17 protein-coding genes are annotated in these 17,274 nt (G+C 42.5%); 3 read left to right on the forward strand and 14 right to left on the reverse strand.

The window, feature by feature from the left end:
- Positions 1-62 precede the first annotated feature (62 nt).
- The 6 genes from tsaE to cutA all read right to left on the reverse strand — a co-directional run bounded on the left by tsaE (position 63) and on the right by cutA (position 5,486).
- On the reverse strand, positions 63-536 hold the full coding sequence (tsaE, locus tag IRQ78_RS11245) for a tRNA (adenosine(37)-N6)-threonylcarbamoyltransferase complex ATPase subunit type 1 TsaE (protein WP_054552431.1): 474 nt from the start codon (positions 534-536) through the stop codon (positions 63-65).
- 142 nt (positions 537-678) lie between these two features.
- The gene (accC, locus tag IRQ78_RS11250) at positions 679-2,019 is read right to left on the reverse strand and encodes an acetyl-CoA carboxylase biotin carboxylase subunit (protein WP_054552430.1); all 1,341 of its coding nucleotides are present in this window, start codon (positions 2,017-2,019) and stop codon (positions 679-681) included.
- A 23-nt stretch (positions 2,020-2,042) separates the two neighbouring features.
- The gene (gene accB, locus IRQ78_RS11255) at positions 2,043-2,507 is read right to left on the reverse strand and encodes an acetyl-CoA carboxylase biotin carboxyl carrier protein (protein WP_054552429.1); all 465 of its coding nucleotides are present in this window, start codon (positions 2,505-2,507) and stop codon (positions 2,043-2,045) included.
- A gap of 31 nt (positions 2,508-2,538) precedes the next feature.
- Positions 2,539-2,991, reverse strand: coding sequence for a type II 3-dehydroquinate dehydratase (gene aroQ, locus IRQ78_RS11260; protein WP_138600159.1), 453 nt, complete (start codon positions 2,989-2,991; stop codon positions 2,539-2,541).
- A 348-nt stretch (positions 2,992-3,339) separates the two neighbouring features.
- Positions 3,340-5,166 carry a protein-disulfide reductase DsbD gene (locus IRQ78_RS11265; RefSeq protein ID WP_194442199.1) on the reverse strand — a complete coding sequence of 609 codons (1,827 nt, stop codon included), beginning with the start codon at positions 5,164-5,166 and terminating at the stop codon, positions 3,340-3,342.
- Complete coding sequence (gene cutA, locus IRQ78_RS11270) at positions 5,166-5,486, reverse strand: divalent-cation tolerance protein CutA (protein WP_054552426.1); 321 nt, start codon at positions 5,484-5,486, stop codon at positions 5,166-5,168. The genes IRQ78_RS11265 and cutA overlap by 1 nt, the downstream gene beginning before the upstream one ends.
- A 162-nt stretch (positions 5,487-5,648) precedes the next feature.
- Between cutA and IRQ78_RS11275 the strand changes: the two genes are divergently transcribed.
- From IRQ78_RS11275 to groL, 3 genes are all read left to right on the forward strand, one after another.
- Positions 5,649-6,125 carry an FxsA family protein gene (locus IRQ78_RS11275; protein ID WP_054552425.1) on the forward strand — a complete coding sequence of 159 codons (477 nt, stop codon included), beginning with the start codon at positions 5,649-5,651 and terminating at the stop codon, positions 6,123-6,125.
- Between the two features lie 143 nt (positions 6,126-6,268).
- Positions 6,269-6,556 (forward strand): co-chaperone GroES, encoded by a 288-nt coding sequence (locus tag IRQ78_RS11280; RefSeq protein ID WP_036973362.1) that lies wholly within the window; start codon positions 6,269-6,271, stop codon positions 6,554-6,556.
- Between the two features lie 51 nt (positions 6,557-6,607).
- A complete protein-coding gene (gene groL / locus IRQ78_RS11285; protein ID WP_054552424.1) occupies positions 6,608-8,254 on the forward strand; it encodes a chaperonin GroEL in 1,647 nt (548 codons plus the stop codon).
- Between the two features lie 135 nt (positions 8,255-8,389).
- Here groL and IRQ78_RS11290 read toward each other — a convergent pair whose 3' ends face one another.
- The 8 genes from IRQ78_RS11290 to IRQ78_RS11325 form a co-directional block, all read right to left on the reverse strand.
- Positions 8,390-9,868 carry an NAD(P)H-hydrate dehydratase gene (locus IRQ78_RS11290; RefSeq protein ID WP_194442201.1) on the reverse strand — a complete coding sequence of 493 codons (1,479 nt, stop codon included), beginning with the start codon at positions 9,866-9,868 and terminating at the stop codon, positions 8,390-8,392.
- 118 nt (positions 9,869-9,986) lie between these two features.
- Positions 9,987-10,799 carry an adenosylmethionine decarboxylase gene (gene speD, locus IRQ78_RS11295; protein WP_054552422.1) on the reverse strand — a complete coding sequence of 271 codons (813 nt, stop codon included), beginning with the start codon at positions 10,797-10,799 and terminating at the stop codon, positions 9,987-9,989.
- 88 nt (positions 10,800-10,887) lie between these two features.
- Positions 10,888-11,301: an OsmC family protein gene (locus IRQ78_RS11300; protein WP_054552421.1), complete on the reverse strand. Its 414-nt coding sequence runs from the start codon at positions 11,299-11,301 to the stop codon at positions 10,888-10,890.
- Positions 11,302-11,447: 146 nt separating this feature from the next.
- Positions 11,448-11,795, reverse strand: coding sequence for a DUF3802 family protein (locus IRQ78_RS11305; protein ID WP_054552420.1), 348 nt, complete (start codon positions 11,793-11,795; stop codon positions 11,448-11,450).
- 128 nt (positions 11,796-11,923) lie between these two features.
- The gene (gene astD, locus IRQ78_RS11310; protein WP_194442202.1) at positions 11,924-13,393 is read right to left on the reverse strand and encodes a succinylglutamate-semialdehyde dehydrogenase; all 1,470 of its coding nucleotides are present in this window, start codon (positions 13,391-13,393) and stop codon (positions 11,924-11,926) included.
- 18 nt (positions 13,394-13,411) lie between these two features.
- Complete coding sequence (astA, locus tag IRQ78_RS11315) at positions 13,412-14,428, reverse strand: arginine N-succinyltransferase (RefSeq protein ID WP_194442204.1); 1,017 nt, start codon at positions 14,426-14,428, stop codon at positions 13,412-13,414.
- An 80-nt stretch (positions 14,429-14,508) separates the two neighbouring features.
- A complete protein-coding gene (locus IRQ78_RS11320) occupies positions 14,509-15,714 on the reverse strand; it encodes an aspartate aminotransferase family protein (protein WP_054552417.1) in 1,206 nt (401 codons plus the stop codon).
- 369 nt (positions 15,715-16,083) lie between these two features.
- The gene (locus tag IRQ78_RS11325) at positions 16,084-17,244 is read right to left on the reverse strand and encodes an HDOD domain-containing protein (protein ID WP_138618066.1); all 1,161 of its coding nucleotides are present in this window, start codon (positions 17,242-17,244) and stop codon (positions 16,084-16,086) included.
- Positions 17,245-17,274 lie beyond the last annotated feature (30 nt).

Genomic DNA, 17,274 nt, shown 5'->3' on the forward strand with positions numbered 1-17,274 from the left:
GTAGTTAATAGTTTAAACGTACAACGACCCATTTTTACTAATACACCTTTATTTTTATATGTTTATTCTTGCGCGCTCGTAAGTTGCTGAACAATAGCCTTACCACGCTCGGTTAAGCTATTAATTGTAATAGCACGCGCCTCGCCTTCATAGCGTAGGGTGATATCAAGATCTGGTGTTGGAATAAATTCGCCGCCTTTTTCAGGCCATTCCACAACACAAATGGCCTGTGGTGAAAAATAGTCACGAATTCCCATATATTCAAGTTCTTCAGGATCACCTAAGCGATATAAATCAAAGTGATAGACATCAGCTTTGGCTAATTGGTAAGGCTCAACCAGTGTATAAGTTGGACTCTTAACCTTACCTTGATGACCGAAACCTTGCACGATACCACGGGTTAATGTCGTTTTACCGGCACCTAAATCACCATGTAAGTAGATGACTGCTCCTTGCTCCATTAAGGTTGCAAGTTGCTTACCCATATTAACCGTTGCTGCTTCATCAGCGAGTGGAAAACCAACACTGTCGGTCATTATTACCTCATGAAAAACTAAAAACACATTACTTTGTTAATCATACCAGAATAATTTTGTAAGGCGAGAATCACTCTTATGACTAATTTGACAAAAAAAAGCCGGCAAAGTTGCCGGCTTTTTAGCTTAAACAGAATTTTGTTTACAGACCTAGTTTCTTCTCAAGGTAGTGGATGTTTGTACCACCGTTTTGGAAGTTCTCATCTGCCAAGATTTTCTTGTGCAGTGGTGTGTTGGTCTTGATGCCATCAATCACTAATTCGTTTAACGCATTGCGTGAACGAGCAATGGCTACATCACGGTTTTCACCGTAACAGATCAGCTTACCAATCATTGAATCGTAATGAGGTGGTACTGTGTAATCTGCGTAGATGTGGCTGTCCCAACGAATACCTAATCCGCCTGCAGGGTGGAATCGCGTGATTTTACCTGGTGATGGAATAAAAGTGTCTGGGTCTTCCGCATTAATACGGCACTCAATTGCATGACCACGAATAACCACATCTTCTTGTGTGAATGATAGTGGCTGACCAGCTGCAATTTTTAGCTGCTCTTTGATTAAGTCAACGCCAGTGACCATTTCTGTTACTGGGTGCTCAACCTGAATACGGGTATTCATTTCGATGAAATAGAACTCGCCGTTCTCGTATAAGAATTCGAACGTACCTGCACCGCGATAACCGATTTCGATACATGCACGAGTACAACGGTCACCGATAAACTTACGCATTTCAGCTGTGATACCTGGCGCTGGCGCTTCTTCAACAACTTTTTGGTGACGACGTTGCATTGAACAATCACGCTCACCTAAGTGAACGGCATTGCCTTGACCGTCTGCCAGTACTTGAACTTCGATGTGACGTGGGTTTTCAAGGAATTTTTCCATGTAAACCATGCCATTACCGAAGAACTGCTTAGCTTCTTGCTGAGTAAGAGCGATTGAATCAATCAGTTCTTTTTCGCTGCGAACAACACGCATACCACGACCACCGCCGCCGCCTGCTGCTTTAATGATTACAGGGTAACCAATGCGCTTAGCGATTTGAATGTTGCGCTCACTGTCTGCCGTTAATGGGCCATCAGAACCTGGTACACAAGGTACACCGGCTTTACGCATCGCTTCGATTGCAGAAACTTTGTCACCCATTAAACGAATTGTGTCGCCTTTTGGACCGATAAATACAAAGCCGCTTTGCTCAACTTGATCAGCAAAGTCTGCATTTTCAGAAAGGAAACCATAACCTGGGTGGATAGCAACTGCGTCTGTTACTTCTGCCGCTGCAATAATGCGCGGAATATCTAAGTAACTTTCAGTGGCTGCTGGTTTACCAATACAAATTGTTTCGTCTGCCAGTAACACGTGCTTAAGATCACGGTCTGCCGTTGAATGCACAGCAACAGTTTTGATCCCAAGCTCTTTGCAGGCGCGCAGTACGCGAAGTGCAATTTCACCTCGGTTTGCAATGACTACTTTATCTAACATAGAGTTGGCCTTTTGTTGCGCTATTATTCAATGATGAATAAAGGTTGATCGAATTCTACTGGCTCGCCATTTTCAACTAAGATAGCTTTTACTGTGCCTGCTTTATCAGATTCGATTTGGTTCATCATCTTCATTGCTTCAACGATACATAACGTATCGCCAACATTTACTTTAGAACCTACTTCTACGTATGGTGCTGCTTCTGGAGAAGCCGCTGAGTAGAATGAACCAACCATAGGAGATTTAACTTGATGGCCAGTCGGTGCAGCTGGAGCAGCCGCTTCTGCTGCTGGTGCCTCTGCTACTGGAGCTGGAGCCGCTGCTGGTGCAGGTGCTGCAAACTGCTGTGGTGCATACTGCATTGCAGGTGCTGCAGACATGTTGTTACGATTGATGCGTACTGACTCTTCACCTTCAGTGATTTCTAATTCAGCAATACCAGATTCTTCTACTAGTTCGATAAGTTTTTTGATCTTGCGAATATCCATTGAACGACCCGCCTGTTAGTTATTTAAAAAATTAATGTGTGTTTTGCAACCGGCTAACAGCAGCTTCAAGTGCCACCTTATAACCCATTGCTCCTAATCCAATAATGACGCCTTGTGCCACATCCGAAAAATACGAATGATGACGGAATGCTTCTCGAGCATGCACATTACTTAAATGCACCTCGTAAAAGGGAATGTTTACACTGAGTAATGCATCCCGTAAGGCTACGCTTGTATGCGTAAATGCAGCAGGATTGATAATTATTGCATCAACCATTTGCCATGCATCGTGAATGCGTTCTATTAATGCAGCTTCACTGTTACTTTGGAAATGCGTTAAATCAACATTGAGACCGGCAGCAACCAAGCTAAGTTCAGCTATAATCTCATCAAGAGATTGAGTACCGTACTTTTCTGGTTCACGCTTGCCAAGCATGTTTAAATTTGGCCCATTTAGAACTAAAAGTTTGAATTTTGCAGCCATAATACGCGATATATCCTATAAGTAAGCAGTTTAACCATATTCATCATAAACCCACGCTTAACCTAAGCGTGCTGATGTAAAATAGCAACTATTTCTCACGTTAACCACCTATTATAGATATTTCGACGTAAATAGCAGCAAAATACTGGTCTAATCACTCCCCATTCGTGGTAAAGTCAAGCATAGCAAGGCACACAACAGTGTCATTCCAGCTGTTTTCCTGTTGATAAATTGAGCTTCAATCAGTAAATTTGCTATTTTTCACTTAAAATAAGTATTTTTTACGATGCAGATACAAAAACGCCACTCAGATGAGTGGCGTTTTGCTATTTTCTTGCACGTTTGCGTTTATTTAGCGGTATTTCGAACTTTTGCTAAATGTTCTGCAAAGTCTTTGGCATTTAAAAAGCCTGTTACACGTTGCTCTAAAAGCTCATTACCTTGGCTATCAAAGAACAAAATGCTCGGCAACCCAAATACCGTGTATTCTTCCATTAGCTCTATGGTCTTTGCATCGCTTTCAGTTAAATCGATTTGAATTAATTCAAAGTGAGCAAATTGCTCTTGCACTTTAGCATCAGGAAACGTGTAGTGCTCAAACTCTTTACAGGCAACACACCAGTCGGCATATAAGTCGACCATCACTAAGCGCCCCTCGCTACTTGCCTGTGCAATTTCTTCTTTTAATTCACTTAGATTAGCAACTTGTCTAAAACCATGTGTTTGTACAGCAGCTTCAGCAACTACCGCTTTACTAGGCCAAAAATAATTTTTCGTTAAACTTGCCCCAGTTACAACCAATAAGGTTGCTGCAAACCACAATGTTGTTTTTAGCTTGCCTTGTGATTGGCCACTTTGCCAATGGTGTAAATAAAGCGCTGTAGCAAGTGCTAATAAACCCGCCATTAACCAAATGATTTCAATATCAACAATACGCTCAAGCAGAATAAGCGGCACAACCAGCATAATGAAACCAAATAGGGTTTTCACTTGCTCCATCCAACCACCGGCTTTTGGTAGTAATTTACCACCAGAAGTCCCCAGTAATAATAATGGTAAGCCCATGCCTAAACTGAGCACATAAAGTGTTAAACCACCAACTAGATAGTCACCACTTTGCGCCACATAAAGTAAAGCAGCAGATAAAGGTGCTGTTGTACATGGTGAAGCAATCAAACCAGACAGTACACCCATCATAAATACGCCAACATAGTTGCCGCCTTTTTGCTGGTTACTAACCTGAGTGAGTTTATTCATCATGCCGCTAGGTAACTTGATTTCGTACCAGCCAAACATCGACATTGCCAGCAATACAAATAAGATACTAAAGCTAATTAGTACAGTAGGATGCTGTAAATACCCTTGTACTTGCCCACCTAATGATGCAACCACTAAGCCCAGTGCTGCGTAAGTAACGGCCATACCTTGTACATACACAAAAGACAGCGAGAACGCTTTTTTAGTCGACAAATTCTGCTGACCCGCAATAAGGCTCGACAAAATCGGAAACATTGGGAATACGCATGGTGTAAAGGCAAGACCAACACCCACTAAAAAGAAGATTACTAGGTTCGTTAGTAAACCTTGCGATGCCAGCTTATCGGTATATGACTGCTCACCAGCTGGTTTTGAAACTTCTTGAGAAGGGGCTGATGACGCTTCATTAGTATCGGCTGCTTGTGTTAATGCCGCTAATGCGTTCCCCGCATCTGCAGCCTGTGATACTTGCTCACCTGCAATCACAGATAAAGGAATGGTTCTAACTTCTGGCGGATAACATAACCCCGCCTCGGCACAGCCTTGAAAACGCACTTTAACAACCGCATCTTCTGTGACGTTACTGAGCTTAGAAACCACACTTAACGAATCAAAGAATACCTCAGTCTTACCAAAAAACTCATCTTCAATAATCACGCCCTTGCCAAGATCAGGAACTTCAATATCAGCGCCTTTGGCAATAATTTCGACTTTCTTTTTGTAAAGGTAATAATCAGGCGCAATATCCCAGCCAATAAATAAGGTTTTGCCTTGCTGGTCAAAATCGAAAACAAACGCCTGATCAACCGGGAGAAATGTTTGCTCCGCAGGTTGTAGTAGATTTCCAAGTAAATTGTTATTACTTGCACTTGCTGGCATAAGCCACAATGCACAAAGTAATAAAAGGAACGATCGCATTAATTAAGTACCTCATCCATCCAATTAAAATAGGCTAAATTGCCCGTAGCCACATCAACGACCTGAATTTCAGGCACCTCATAACTATGCAATTTCTTGATAGTTTGGATCACCTCATTCATTTTTTCTGACTTAGTTTTGATCAGTAACTTACTCTCAATAGCTTGAGTTACCTCGCCTTCCCACATGTAAATAGATTCAATAGTAGGCAAAATGTTCACACAAGCAGCCAGCTTTTCTTTAACTAGATGTTGTGCCAACTGACGGGCTTCAGCCTCATTTGCACAAGTCGTAAAAATAAGTCGAAAATGCGTAGTCATAAGGAACCTTTATTTGATTACGTGAGTCGCACCATAGTAGCCGATAGTAACTATAATGTGTAGCGAGCAAGGTGATCCTAGGTTCCGTCTTGAAAAATGACCTGCTCACCCCAATTTATATTTCACTGACTCGAAAGAGAATGACATTTTTTAGAGAGCGTTATGTTTAGATTTTTGTTTTTGTTATTTATTTTAGTGCCGATTGTGGAGATCGCGTTACTCATCCAAGTGAGTGAAGTGATCGGCGGCTTTGCCACCATAGCGCTTGTAATTGTGACCGCGATTGTCGGTGCGAAATTAGTGAAGCAGCAAGGTATGGGCGCGATTCAAAACGTGCAATTACAAATGGCACAAGGGCAAATGCCTGCAAAAGAATTATTTACTGGATTATGTGTGATTATCGCCGGTGTTTTATTAATGACACCAGGCATCATGACTGACTTTTTTGGCTTTTTACTACTTACGCCAGCAATCCGCAACAAACTGGCTGCAGGCCTTGCTAGTCAAGCGACCGTGCGCATGAGTTCGCAGGCAAATCAAGGCTCTGCACACTTCCAATATCATAGTAAAACAACCACTCATGAAGAACCAAACCATCAACCTACAACTATTGATGGTGAATTTGAGCGAAAAGATTAAAATTTTTTAATTTTTTTACTTGGATTTTTTTAAGCCACCCCCATTAATGAATGCAATGAAACGCAACGGGTGGCTTAGCACTCCCCTGCAATAACACAAGATTTTTTCTGTACTGTTCAGAAACTGTTAGGAGAACTAAATAAATGAACATTCGTCCTTTACATGATCGCGTCATCGTTAAGCGTCTAGAAGAAGAAACTAAGTCTGCTGGCGGTATTGTATTAACTGGCTCTGCAGCTGAAAAATCAACTCGCGGAGAAGTTATCGCTGTTGGTAATGGCCGTGTTTTAGACAACGGTGAAGTAAGAGCATTAGAAGTTAAAGCCGGTGACACTGTGCTGTTCGGCTCTTATGTTGAAAAAGCTGAAAAGATCGAAGGTCAAGAGTACCTGATCATGCGTGAAGATAACATTCTAGGCATTGTAGGCTAATCCTACTTTTCGTTTAGCAACCCGTTTACAGAATTTAAGAGGAATTTAATCATGGCAGCAAAAGAAGTACTTTTTGCAGGTGACGCACGTGGCAAAATGCTAACTGGCGTAAACATTTTAGCAAACGCAGTAAAAGTAACTTTAGGTCCTAAAGGCCGTAACGTTGTATTAGACAAATCATTCGGCGCTCCAGTGATCACTAAAGATGGTGTATCTGTTGCAAAAGAAATCGAGCTTGAAGACAAGTTCGAAAACATGGGCGCTCAAATGGTTAAAGAAGTAGCGTCTAAAGCGAATGACGCTGCAGGTGACGGTACAACAACTGCAACAGTATTAGCGCAAGCTATCGTAAACGAAGGCTTAAAAGCAGTTGCAGCGGGTATGAACCCAATGGACCTTAAGCGTGGTATCGACAAAGCAGTTACTGCAGCAGTTGAAGAGCTTAAAGCACTGTCTGTTCCATGTGCAGACACTAAAGCAATTGCACAAGTAGGTACTATTTCTGCTAACTCTGATAAAGAAATCGGTGACATTATTGCAGAAGCAATGGAAAAAGTAGGCCGTGATTCAGGCGTTATCACTGTTGAAGAAGGTCAGTCGTTAGAAAACGAACTAGACGTAGTTGAAGGTATGCAGTTTGACCGCGGTTACCTTTCTCCATATTTCATCAACAACGCTGAAAAAGGCGCTGTAGAGCTAGACAACCCATTCATTCTACTTGTAGACAAAAAAGTATCTAACATCCGTGAGCTACTACCTACATTAGAAGCTGTTGCTAAAGCTAGCAAGCCACTACTTATCATTGCTGAAGACCTTGAAGGTGAAGCACTTGCAACACTTGTTGTAAACAACATGCGCGGTATCGTTAAAGTATCTGCTGTTAAAGCACCTGGTTTTGGCGACCGTCGTAAAGCAATGCTACAAGACATCGCAGTATTAACAGGTGGTACTGTTATTTCTGAAGAAATCGGTTTAGAGCTAGAGAAAGCGACAATCGAAGACCTAGGTACAGCGAAGCGCGTTGTGATCACTAAAGATGATACAACAATCATCGACGGTGCAGGCGAAGAAGACGGCATCAATGGTCGTGTTGCACAAATCAAAGCACAAATCGAAGAAGCGACGTCTGACTACGATAAAGAGAAACTACAAGAGCGTATGGCTAAACTAGCTGGCGGTGTTGCAGTAATCAAAGTTGGCGCAGCAACTGAAATCGAAATGAAAGAGAAAAAAGACCGCGTTGAAGATGCTCTACACGCAACTCGCGCAGCGGTTGAAGAAGGTGTTGTACCAGGTGGTGGTGTTGCACTAGTTCGCGTAGCAAGCAAACTTGTTGAACTTGCTGGCGACAACGAAGACCAAAGCCACGGTATCAAAGTTGCACTACGTGCGATGGAAGCACCACTTCGTCAAATCGTAACTAACGCAGGTGACGAAGCATCTGTTGTTGTTAACTCAGTAAAAGGCGGTGAAGGTAACTACGGTTACAACGCAGCATCAGGCGAGTACAACGACATGATCGAAATGGGTATCTTAGACCCAACTAAAGTAACGCGTTCTGCACTACAGTACGCAGCTTCAATCGCGGGTCTTATGATCACAACTGAAGCAATGGTTGCTGAAATCCCGAAAGATGAGCCAGCTGCTCCAGATATGGGCGGCATGGGCGGCATGGGTGGTATGGGCGGCATGATGTGATAAACATCACCTCCTAAGCACCTCGCTTTAAAAACCCAGCCCCGGCTGGGTTTTCTTTTAGCTATCAGTTTTAAGCTGTCAGCTATCAGAAACTGACGGCTGACGGCTGACGGCTGACGGCTGACGGCTGACGGCTCAGTTAACCAACTCCCTCACTATCACAAACAAATCACTCGCTAACATGCCTCTTTCGCCTTCACGTTCTGCGGCAATGTCACCGGCTTTTGCATGTAAGGTTACGCCTAAGCAAGCTGCTTGCTGAGGAGTAAGCCCCTGTGCGATTAGTGCCGCTATGATACCTGTTAATACATCGCCACTGCCACCAACTGCAAGTGCAGGGTTACCGTCGGTACACACCCATGTTTGGTTATTATCAGCAATTAAACTGCCAGCACCTTTGAGTACACAAGTAGTGGTATAGCTACGTGCGAGCTGCTTTACCGCATGAAAGCGATTTTCTTCAATATCGCGAGCGCGACAATTAAGTAACCTTGCAGCCTCACCGGGGTGTGGTGTGATTACGGTATTAGCCAATGGAAATGACGAAGCATGCTGAGCCATTAAATTAAGTGCATCTGCATCAATAACCAGAGGCTTGTTATTAGTAAAGCAATACTGCATGACGGTTTCAAAGGTTGTTTCCGACCAAGTGTCTTGACCAAGTCCAGGGCCAATAGCCACACAGGTTGCCCACTCTAGGGCGCTAATCAGGTTTGTATCTGTCACCATTAGTTCTGGCCGGCCAATACTCACTGGTAGAATAGAGCTACTATGGGTATACACTTTGACCATACCCGCACCGGTGCGAAGCGCTGCCTCTGCAGTTAAACGAATAGCGCCTGCAGTGCCTGAATTACCACCAATACACAGCAATTTACCATGGCTGGTTTTATGGCTGTTGTTATCGCGATCAGAAAGCCTCGGCTGTGTCTGATAATTGATAAGCTCTGCCGTGGGTGATGTCAGTTTTAAAAAGGCATCTTCAATACCTAAATCATTAAACTCTAATGTCCCTGTATGCTCTCGCCCTTGCCCTGTCACTAAACCTTGTTTAATACCTACAAAAGTCACAGTGAGCGCGGCTTTTATTGCCACTCCTTGTACGACACCTGTGTCGGCATGTATGCCTGAAGGTAGATCAATAGCAACTATCGGCACTTGGCTTTCGTTGGCAGCTTTAATCAGCTGTGAAAAAGGCTCGCGCACCGCGCTTTGAATTCCCGTGCCAAGCAGGCCATCAATAATGATATCTGCTTGCTCAATAGCACTGGCATCAGCGGTAATTGTCCCTCCTGCGTTGAGCCAAGCTTGCTGAGCACTGAGCGCATCACCTTTGAGCGGTTTATCAGGTATTGCTGCAATAACCGTAACCTGTTTGCCCGCTTGTTTAGCTAAACGAGCAACAACATAACCATCGCCGGCATTATTACCAACGCCCGCTAACACAACGAATGTACTTGCTTTAGGAAAATAGCTGATAGCTTGCTGATAAGTCGCCAGCCCTGCTCGCTCCATAAGCTCATACAAGGTGATACCAGAACGCTTAGCTGCGGGTCCTTCATGGTCACGCACTTGCTCTGCTAAAAATACTGACTGCGAGAGAACAACTGACATATCTATCCTTAAATTGGCCTTTTAATCAGCATATAAGCACAGGTAAGTGCAGTCAATGAGGCATAAAAAAACGGCGCGTAACTTACATTACGCGCCGTTTCTTTAAAGCTTTAGTGACTTACTCAGTGTCTGGTAAGTTGCGACCGTAGAAGATTTCTTGCATCTCGCGGGTCAGCTTAGAGTAGATAACTTCTTCTTCTTCTTCAGAAAGATCTGCTGTAGAAACACCGAATAGGTAAGTATTCAAGTCAGTTTCTTTTAACATCATCTTCGTGTGGAACAAGTTCTCTTGATACACGTTCACGTCCATCATTTGGTACGCTTCTTTGGTATCTTCAGTCATGTAGTTCTGAATTGAGTTAATTGCGTGATCGATATAGTGTTTAACACCATCTACGTCACGAGTAAAACCACGTACGCGGTAGTCAATTGTTACAACATCAGACTCAAGGCTGTGAATTAAGAAGTTTAACGCTTTTAATGGCGAAATAATGCCACACGTTGATACTTCGATATCAGCACGGAACGTACAAATACCATCATCAGGGTGTGCTTCTGGGTATGTGTGAACACAGATGTGGCTCTTGTCTAAGTGCGCTACTACTGTTTCAGGAAGAGGGCCCGGCGCCTCATCAACGTCATACGTTGTTTGTTGCTCAATTGGCTCTTCAGAGATCAAGATTGTCACGCTGGCACCTTGCGGATCATAATCTTGGCGAGAAACATTTAGAATGTTTGCGCCAATAATATCCACAACTTCACCTAAAATATCGGTAAGGCGATCAGCACTGTACTGTTCGTCGATATATTCAATATATTCTTTACGCTGTTGTTCCGTCTTTGCGTAACAAATATCGTAAATACTAAAGCTTAAGCTCTTAGTTAAGTTATTAAAGCCATGAAGCTTAATTTTATCGAAGGGTTTATTCATGCTAAACCAACCTTAAAACGAGTGAAACCTGCACCAGCAGAAATAAAAGTTCGCGGATTTTATACGAATTTTCTGCTCGGAAAAAGCGTTATTTTACCTGTTCTTGCACAACTTCATGACTATGCGTAATTTCTACTGTTTTATCAAGCATTAAGGCTACAGAACAATACTTTTCAGCAGACAGTTGTACCGCTCTTGCAAGGTGCTTTTCAGAGACATTATCACCGGTAACCACAAAGTGTAGGTTAATCTTAGTAAACACGCGAGGCGCTGATTCAGCACGCTCAGCTGTTAGCTTAACTTGCACATCAGAAAATGACTGCTTGGCTTTTTTTAAAATACTAACAACATCAACAGATGAACAACAACCTGCTGACATTAAAACCATTTCCATTGGGCTTGGCGCAGCACTATCGCTACCTGCATCAAAAACTACATTATGGCCTGAATTTGAAAGGCCAATAAACGTATCGCCTTCTACCCATTTTACATTCGCTTGCATGTGCTTTATCTCTTAAAGTTATTTTGCTTGATTGTAAGCAAGTCACACACAGATGCAAGGGATAAGAGGTGAGCTTTAAAGGAAAGCGAGTTGCCTAACGTTGAGCTGCTCGCTTAAAGACTAGAAATTGTGTTGTGCTTTATACATTAGGCACTTTCTACAACAGCACTATCAAATAAGTTTTTCACTAATCCAGCAAACTCATCTATAAACGCGTGCTGTTCAACGGTTACTGTATGATTGGTGACGCTGCTTAGCACTTCTTGTAAGTCATATACGATACCGTCGACTTCGCGAACAATTTGGCTGCGTTGTTCAGTACTAAGCTCAGTGTGTTGCTCGCAAAGTAACATGACATTTTCTGCTATCACATCTTCAATCAGCTCTAACACTGTTGGAGCTCCTGGTTTAATTTGACCCGGCTTCTCAAAAAGCGCTAAATTTTGAGTGAGATACATGACAAGATCATCGTACCCTTGCCTATCTAAAACCATACGACTACACACCTAATAAAAAACTATCTCTTTAGATTTAAGCAGAAAGCGCTTTTAATTGCTACCTTTGCCAAGCATCTCATACAAAAAAAGCAGCCAAAGCTGCTTTTTGTAATGATTTACGATTATTAATCAATTTTTAAGCCTGGGCTTAATGTCGCTGGCATTGCTACTTTTTCAAGTTCTACCGAAGCAACCGGATATGCACAATAGTCAGCAGCATAATATGCGCTTGCTCTGTGGTTACCTGATGCACCAATACCACCAAATGGTGCAGCACTTGATGCACCCGTGATAGGACGGTTCCAGTTTACGATACCCGCACGAATACGACGTAGGAAATGGTCGTAATCTGCTGCACTGTCGCTTAATAAGCCTGCTGATAAACCAAAGCTTGTGTCATTCGCTTTATCAATAGCAGCATCAAAATCAGTGAAACGGAATACTTTAAGCAGTGGTCCAAAGTGCTCTTCGTCTGGGAAGTTAGCTACATTTGTACACTCTAAAATACCCGGAGTTACGAAACCGGTATTTTCTTTATGTGTAAGCTCAACAAGCACTTCTGCGCCAAGCTCAACAAGCTGCTGTTGCGCTTTGACCATACCAGCTGCTGCCGCTGAAGAAATCATTGACCCGATGAAAGGTTGATCTTCTGCGTCGTAGTCACCGACTTTAATTGCTTTCGTTGCTTTAATAAGACCCGCTAGGATGGCGTCACCCTGCTCGCCTGCTGGTAAAAATAACTTACGCGCACATGTACAACGCTGACCTGTAGAGATAAACGCAGATTGAATAATATCGTGGATAGCCGCTTTAGTATCAGCAACATCAGTAACGATAAGCGGGTTATTACCACCCATTTCTAAGGCTAAGATTTTACCCGGTTGACCAGCAAACTGTTCATGTAAAATATGACCAGTGCGCGAAGAGCCCGTAAAGAATAAACCGTCAATCCCTTTATGAGATGCCAGCGCTTTACCCGTTTCTACTTCACCTTGCACAAGGTTGATAACACCTGCAGGCAGGCCAGCCTTTTGCCATAACTTTAACGTTAACTCAGCAACTGCTGGCGTTAGCTCAGACGGCTTAAATACCACGGTATTACCAGCTAGAAGTGCAGGCACAATGTGACCATTTGGTAAGTGACCAGGGAAATTATAAGGACCAAACACAGCTACTACACCATGAGGCTTGTGGCGGATCATCGCACGCCCTTGTGGCATTGGGTTTTCAACATCACCTGTGCGCTCTAAAAATGCTTTTTCAGAGATAGCAATTTTACCCACCATCGCACCTGCTTCAGTGCGTGTTTCCCAAAGTGGTTTACCTGTTTCTTGTGCGATAGAAATCGCTAATTCTTCGCTGTGCTCTTTAAGCGTTTCTGCGAATGTTTTTACAATCGCTAAACGCTCTGCAAATGTTTTATCAGCCCAGCTGTAAAATGCTTCACGTGCAGCAGCGACTGCGCCGTCTACTTGTTCAGCAGTGGCAGTGTTTGCTTGCCAAATTACATCATTATTTGCTGGGTTTACAGATTGAAAAGTATGACCAAGGCCTGCTTGCCATTGACCATTAATAAATTGCGCTGCATGAGTCATTAATATGTCTCCTGAATTCTATAGTTTTGCAAGTGATACTGAATCACCCGCTTCTAAGTGAAGTGCTTTTGCTAATTCACTTGAGATTGTAATGCTATCGGCATCACATGATAGGCTAACTTGAGTCACGGTTGCTCTAAAATCAGCAATTTTATCATTTGCTAACAATACCGTAGTGTCGCCTTGGCTTTCACCAATTTCTACTTTAACCGTTTGGGCATTTCTCACTGTAGCAATGTTATCAACTTTTGCTTCAACAGTTGGGCCTGCATCAAAAATGTCTACATAACCATTGAAGGTAAAACCTTCGCTCTTTAAAAGTTCAATCGCAGGGCGTGTATTATCATGCACTTGACCAATCACAGCTTGCGCATCTTTGCTCAGTAAGTTGACGTAAATAGGATATTTAGGCATTAACTCGGCAATAAATACTTTTTGGCCAATACCCGTTAAGTAATCTGCCGTTGGAAAGTCCATCGAGAAAAAGTGCTCTTCTAGCCATTGCCAGAATGGGCTTTCGCCATTGTCATCAGAAACACCACGCATCTCAGCAATTACGGTGTCAGCAAAACGCTCTTTATGTTGATTAATAAACATAAAACGCGCTTTTGAAAGCAATTTACCGTTATTATTTTTACGGTAGCCATCTTTTAAGAATAATGTGCACAGCTCAGTTGCGCCGGTGTAATCGTTACACAGGGTTAATATATCAACGGCTTTATACACGTCTAACGTACGAGAAGAATGAATCACTTTGCTTAGATGATAATGATAAAAAGCATCATCTAAACCAACTGCAGCTTCAATCCCCGAAGTCCCTACAACTTCACCCGTTTCGCTATCTTCAAGAACAAACAAGTAACCTTCATCACCTGGCTGTTGCGTAGCTTTTGCAAATGAGCTGACAGAATGATCAATTTTCTTTTGTAATAACTCTTCATTATTAGGCAAAGACGTAAAGCCATGGCCTGACTCATCAGCAATCTTTACTAACGCTTGGTAATCGCTTTGCTGGATTGGGCGAAGGATCATCATAAGTCCGCTTGCTCCCTTATAAATAACGGTAAATTAAGAAATGTGGGCAAGCTTAACTTGCCCTGAAATGACAGTTTCGTTTAGCCGTTAACGACTTTTGCAACTGCTTTTTCGAAACGAGCCATACCTTCGCGGATATCAGCTTCTGGAATTACAAGTGACGGAGTGAAACGAACAACATCAGCGCCAGCTACTAAAGACATAACACCTTCTGCAGTACCAGCCACTAAAAACTCTTTTGCACGACCTTTGAATTGCTCTGTTACTACAGCACCAATTAATAGACCTTCGCCACGGATTTCAGTGAATACATTGTACTTTTCGTTAATCGCAGTTAGTAACTCACGGAATAACGCTGACTTTTCTTTAACGCCGTTAAGTACTTCTGGTGTATTTACTGTGTCGAATGCAGCTTCAGCTACTGCACACGCAAGTGGGTTACCACCGTAAGTAGAACCATGAGTACCCACTTTTAAGTGCTTAGCAATATCAGTTGTGGTGATCATCGCACCGATAGGGAAACCACCACCTAACGCTTTTGCAGTCGTTAAGATATCTGGAGTTACATTTAGACCTTGATAAGCATAAAGCTCACCCGTTCGACCAACACCGGTTTGTACTTCATCAAAAATTAGTAGTGCATTGTGTTTAGTACACAGTTCACGAACACCCTCAACAAACTCAGCAGTTGGCGAAATAATGCCACCTTCACCTTGTAGAGGTTCCATCATTACCGCACAAGTATTGTCTGAGATAAGCGCTTCAAATGCCGCTAAATCGTTGTAGTCACAGTGAACGATATCACCAGGTTTTGGACCAAAACCATCAGAGTATGCAGCTTGACCACCTACTGTTACAGTAAAGAATGTACGGCCGTGGAAACCTTTGTTGAATGAGATAATTTGTGACTTTTGCTCACCAAAGTTATCAAGTGCAAAACGGCGTGCAAGTTTAAGTGCCGCTTCATTTGCCTCTGCACCTGAGTTAGCAAAATATACTTTTTCAGCGAACGTTGCGTCAGTTAGCTTTTTAGCTAAGCGAAGCGCTGGCTCATTAGTCATTACATTTGATAAGTGCCAAATCTTTTCGCCTTGCTCTTTTAATGCACTTACAAGAGCTGGGTGACAATGGCCAAGACAGTTAACAGCAATACCACCCGCAAAATCGATAAATTCACGACCTTCTTGGTCCCATACGCGAGAACCTTCGCCTCGAACTGGAATAACACTTGATGGTGCATAGTTTGGAACCATTACTTGATCAAATAATTCGCGATTGACTGTCATTTTATATCCTCATAATTGTAAGCACACACAGAGTTTGGTGGCGCTTTAAAGCAAAACTAAGCCATTTTACTTAGCCGATTGAGCTTAGCGCAAAATCACCAAAATTACTCTTTGGTTCAATTTTCATTCATCCATTATTTCAGAAAATTTTCGTTATGTCTCTTAGAAAACTTTCATGCAGGCCTTGAAAACAAAGGGCTTGAGATATTTTTTCATGGATAGTGAATAACTATTTGAAGGCCTTTTTTTGCTCGAAATACTACAAAAAGGCGTAAGGCTAGTGAGCCAAGCACTGGCTAATGACAAAAACTTTGTCGCTGTGGATTGATAAACAATGAATGAATAGTCGCAAAAAAATTAACAATTTTTTTAATTAATTTGGATATGAAAGTGATCAAAATTGCATTTAGCTAACTGTTCAAGCTCTTCCTTAGTGAAATCGAAGTGTGCAAACCAACGCTCAGTTTCGTCACTTTCGACCAATTGATGCTCATTTAAACTTAAAAACTGAGCGTAACAACGTGCTTTTAAAATCACCTTGGTAAGCGGCAAATATTCATCGTTTTTAGCTAATGGAGTCGTTAACTGCTGCATCACCGCATTAAATGGTAAATACCTAAAGGCCATTTGTTCAATTACTGTTGCGGTTACTTTTAATGACAACTTGCTAAGCAAACTACTTAAAAACAAAGGATCAGGCTTGAGCTCTAATAATGCGGTATGTAAGTCTTTCTTTTGTTCATCACGCGCCATAGTTACTTTACGCTGCCAAACTCGCTCAAAAGTGCGTAAATACAAACGTACTAAGGCAATCTTCCCAACATCAAGCAGCATTCCAAGCGTAAATGCATGTTCTTCATTTACGCCATTTAGCTTTGCTATTTCTTGCGCTGCAATGGCACACGCCATTGAATTATCTCTTAGTCGACGCTTTAAAAGCGGGAATGGCTCAGTACTATGAGGCATCCAGTGGCGTACAGCAAATGTCGGCACAACAAACTTCAAGTTATCTAAACCAATGTAACGAAGTGCTAAAAGCGGGTTATCAACTTTAACGGAAGTATGCTTATTACGTTGTTGACGGTAAAAAGGCAAGTTCACAAACGCGACTAGCTCGCGCCCCAGCCAGCTTAAATCTTTAACCAAAGGCTCAAGTCGACCCACTGAAGCTGAACGTACAGCTAAAATATCTAAAATAGCAGGTACACTGTCTTGAATCCCAATCGTTTCGTGAATTACAGTATCAATATCTTCAAGCTGCTTATTCATCGCTGTTTCAATAACTTGATGTAACTGCTTACTCGCTTGAGCACGATATTTATGATGCGCCGTGCTTACCTTCTGACGTTTTTTTTCAGCAGCAACTTCTACTTCTAATAAAGTACGTTGCTCCATTGACTCGCCATAATCGATTTCTAAGGTATGAATAAAGCCAATTTGGCGCTGCGCAAAACTATGACCAAGCAAAAGATCGTGCGCGCGCTCATTAAGCACCATCGCAGTCCTTTGTTGTCGGGTTTCTTCAGTCATTTGCACAGGCGTATTGTCGGTCATATTTGT

This window comes from Pseudoalteromonas simplex, from assembly GCF_015278155.1.
GTDB lineage: Bacteria > Pseudomonadota > Gammaproteobacteria > Enterobacterales > Alteromonadaceae > Pseudoalteromonas > Pseudoalteromonas simplex.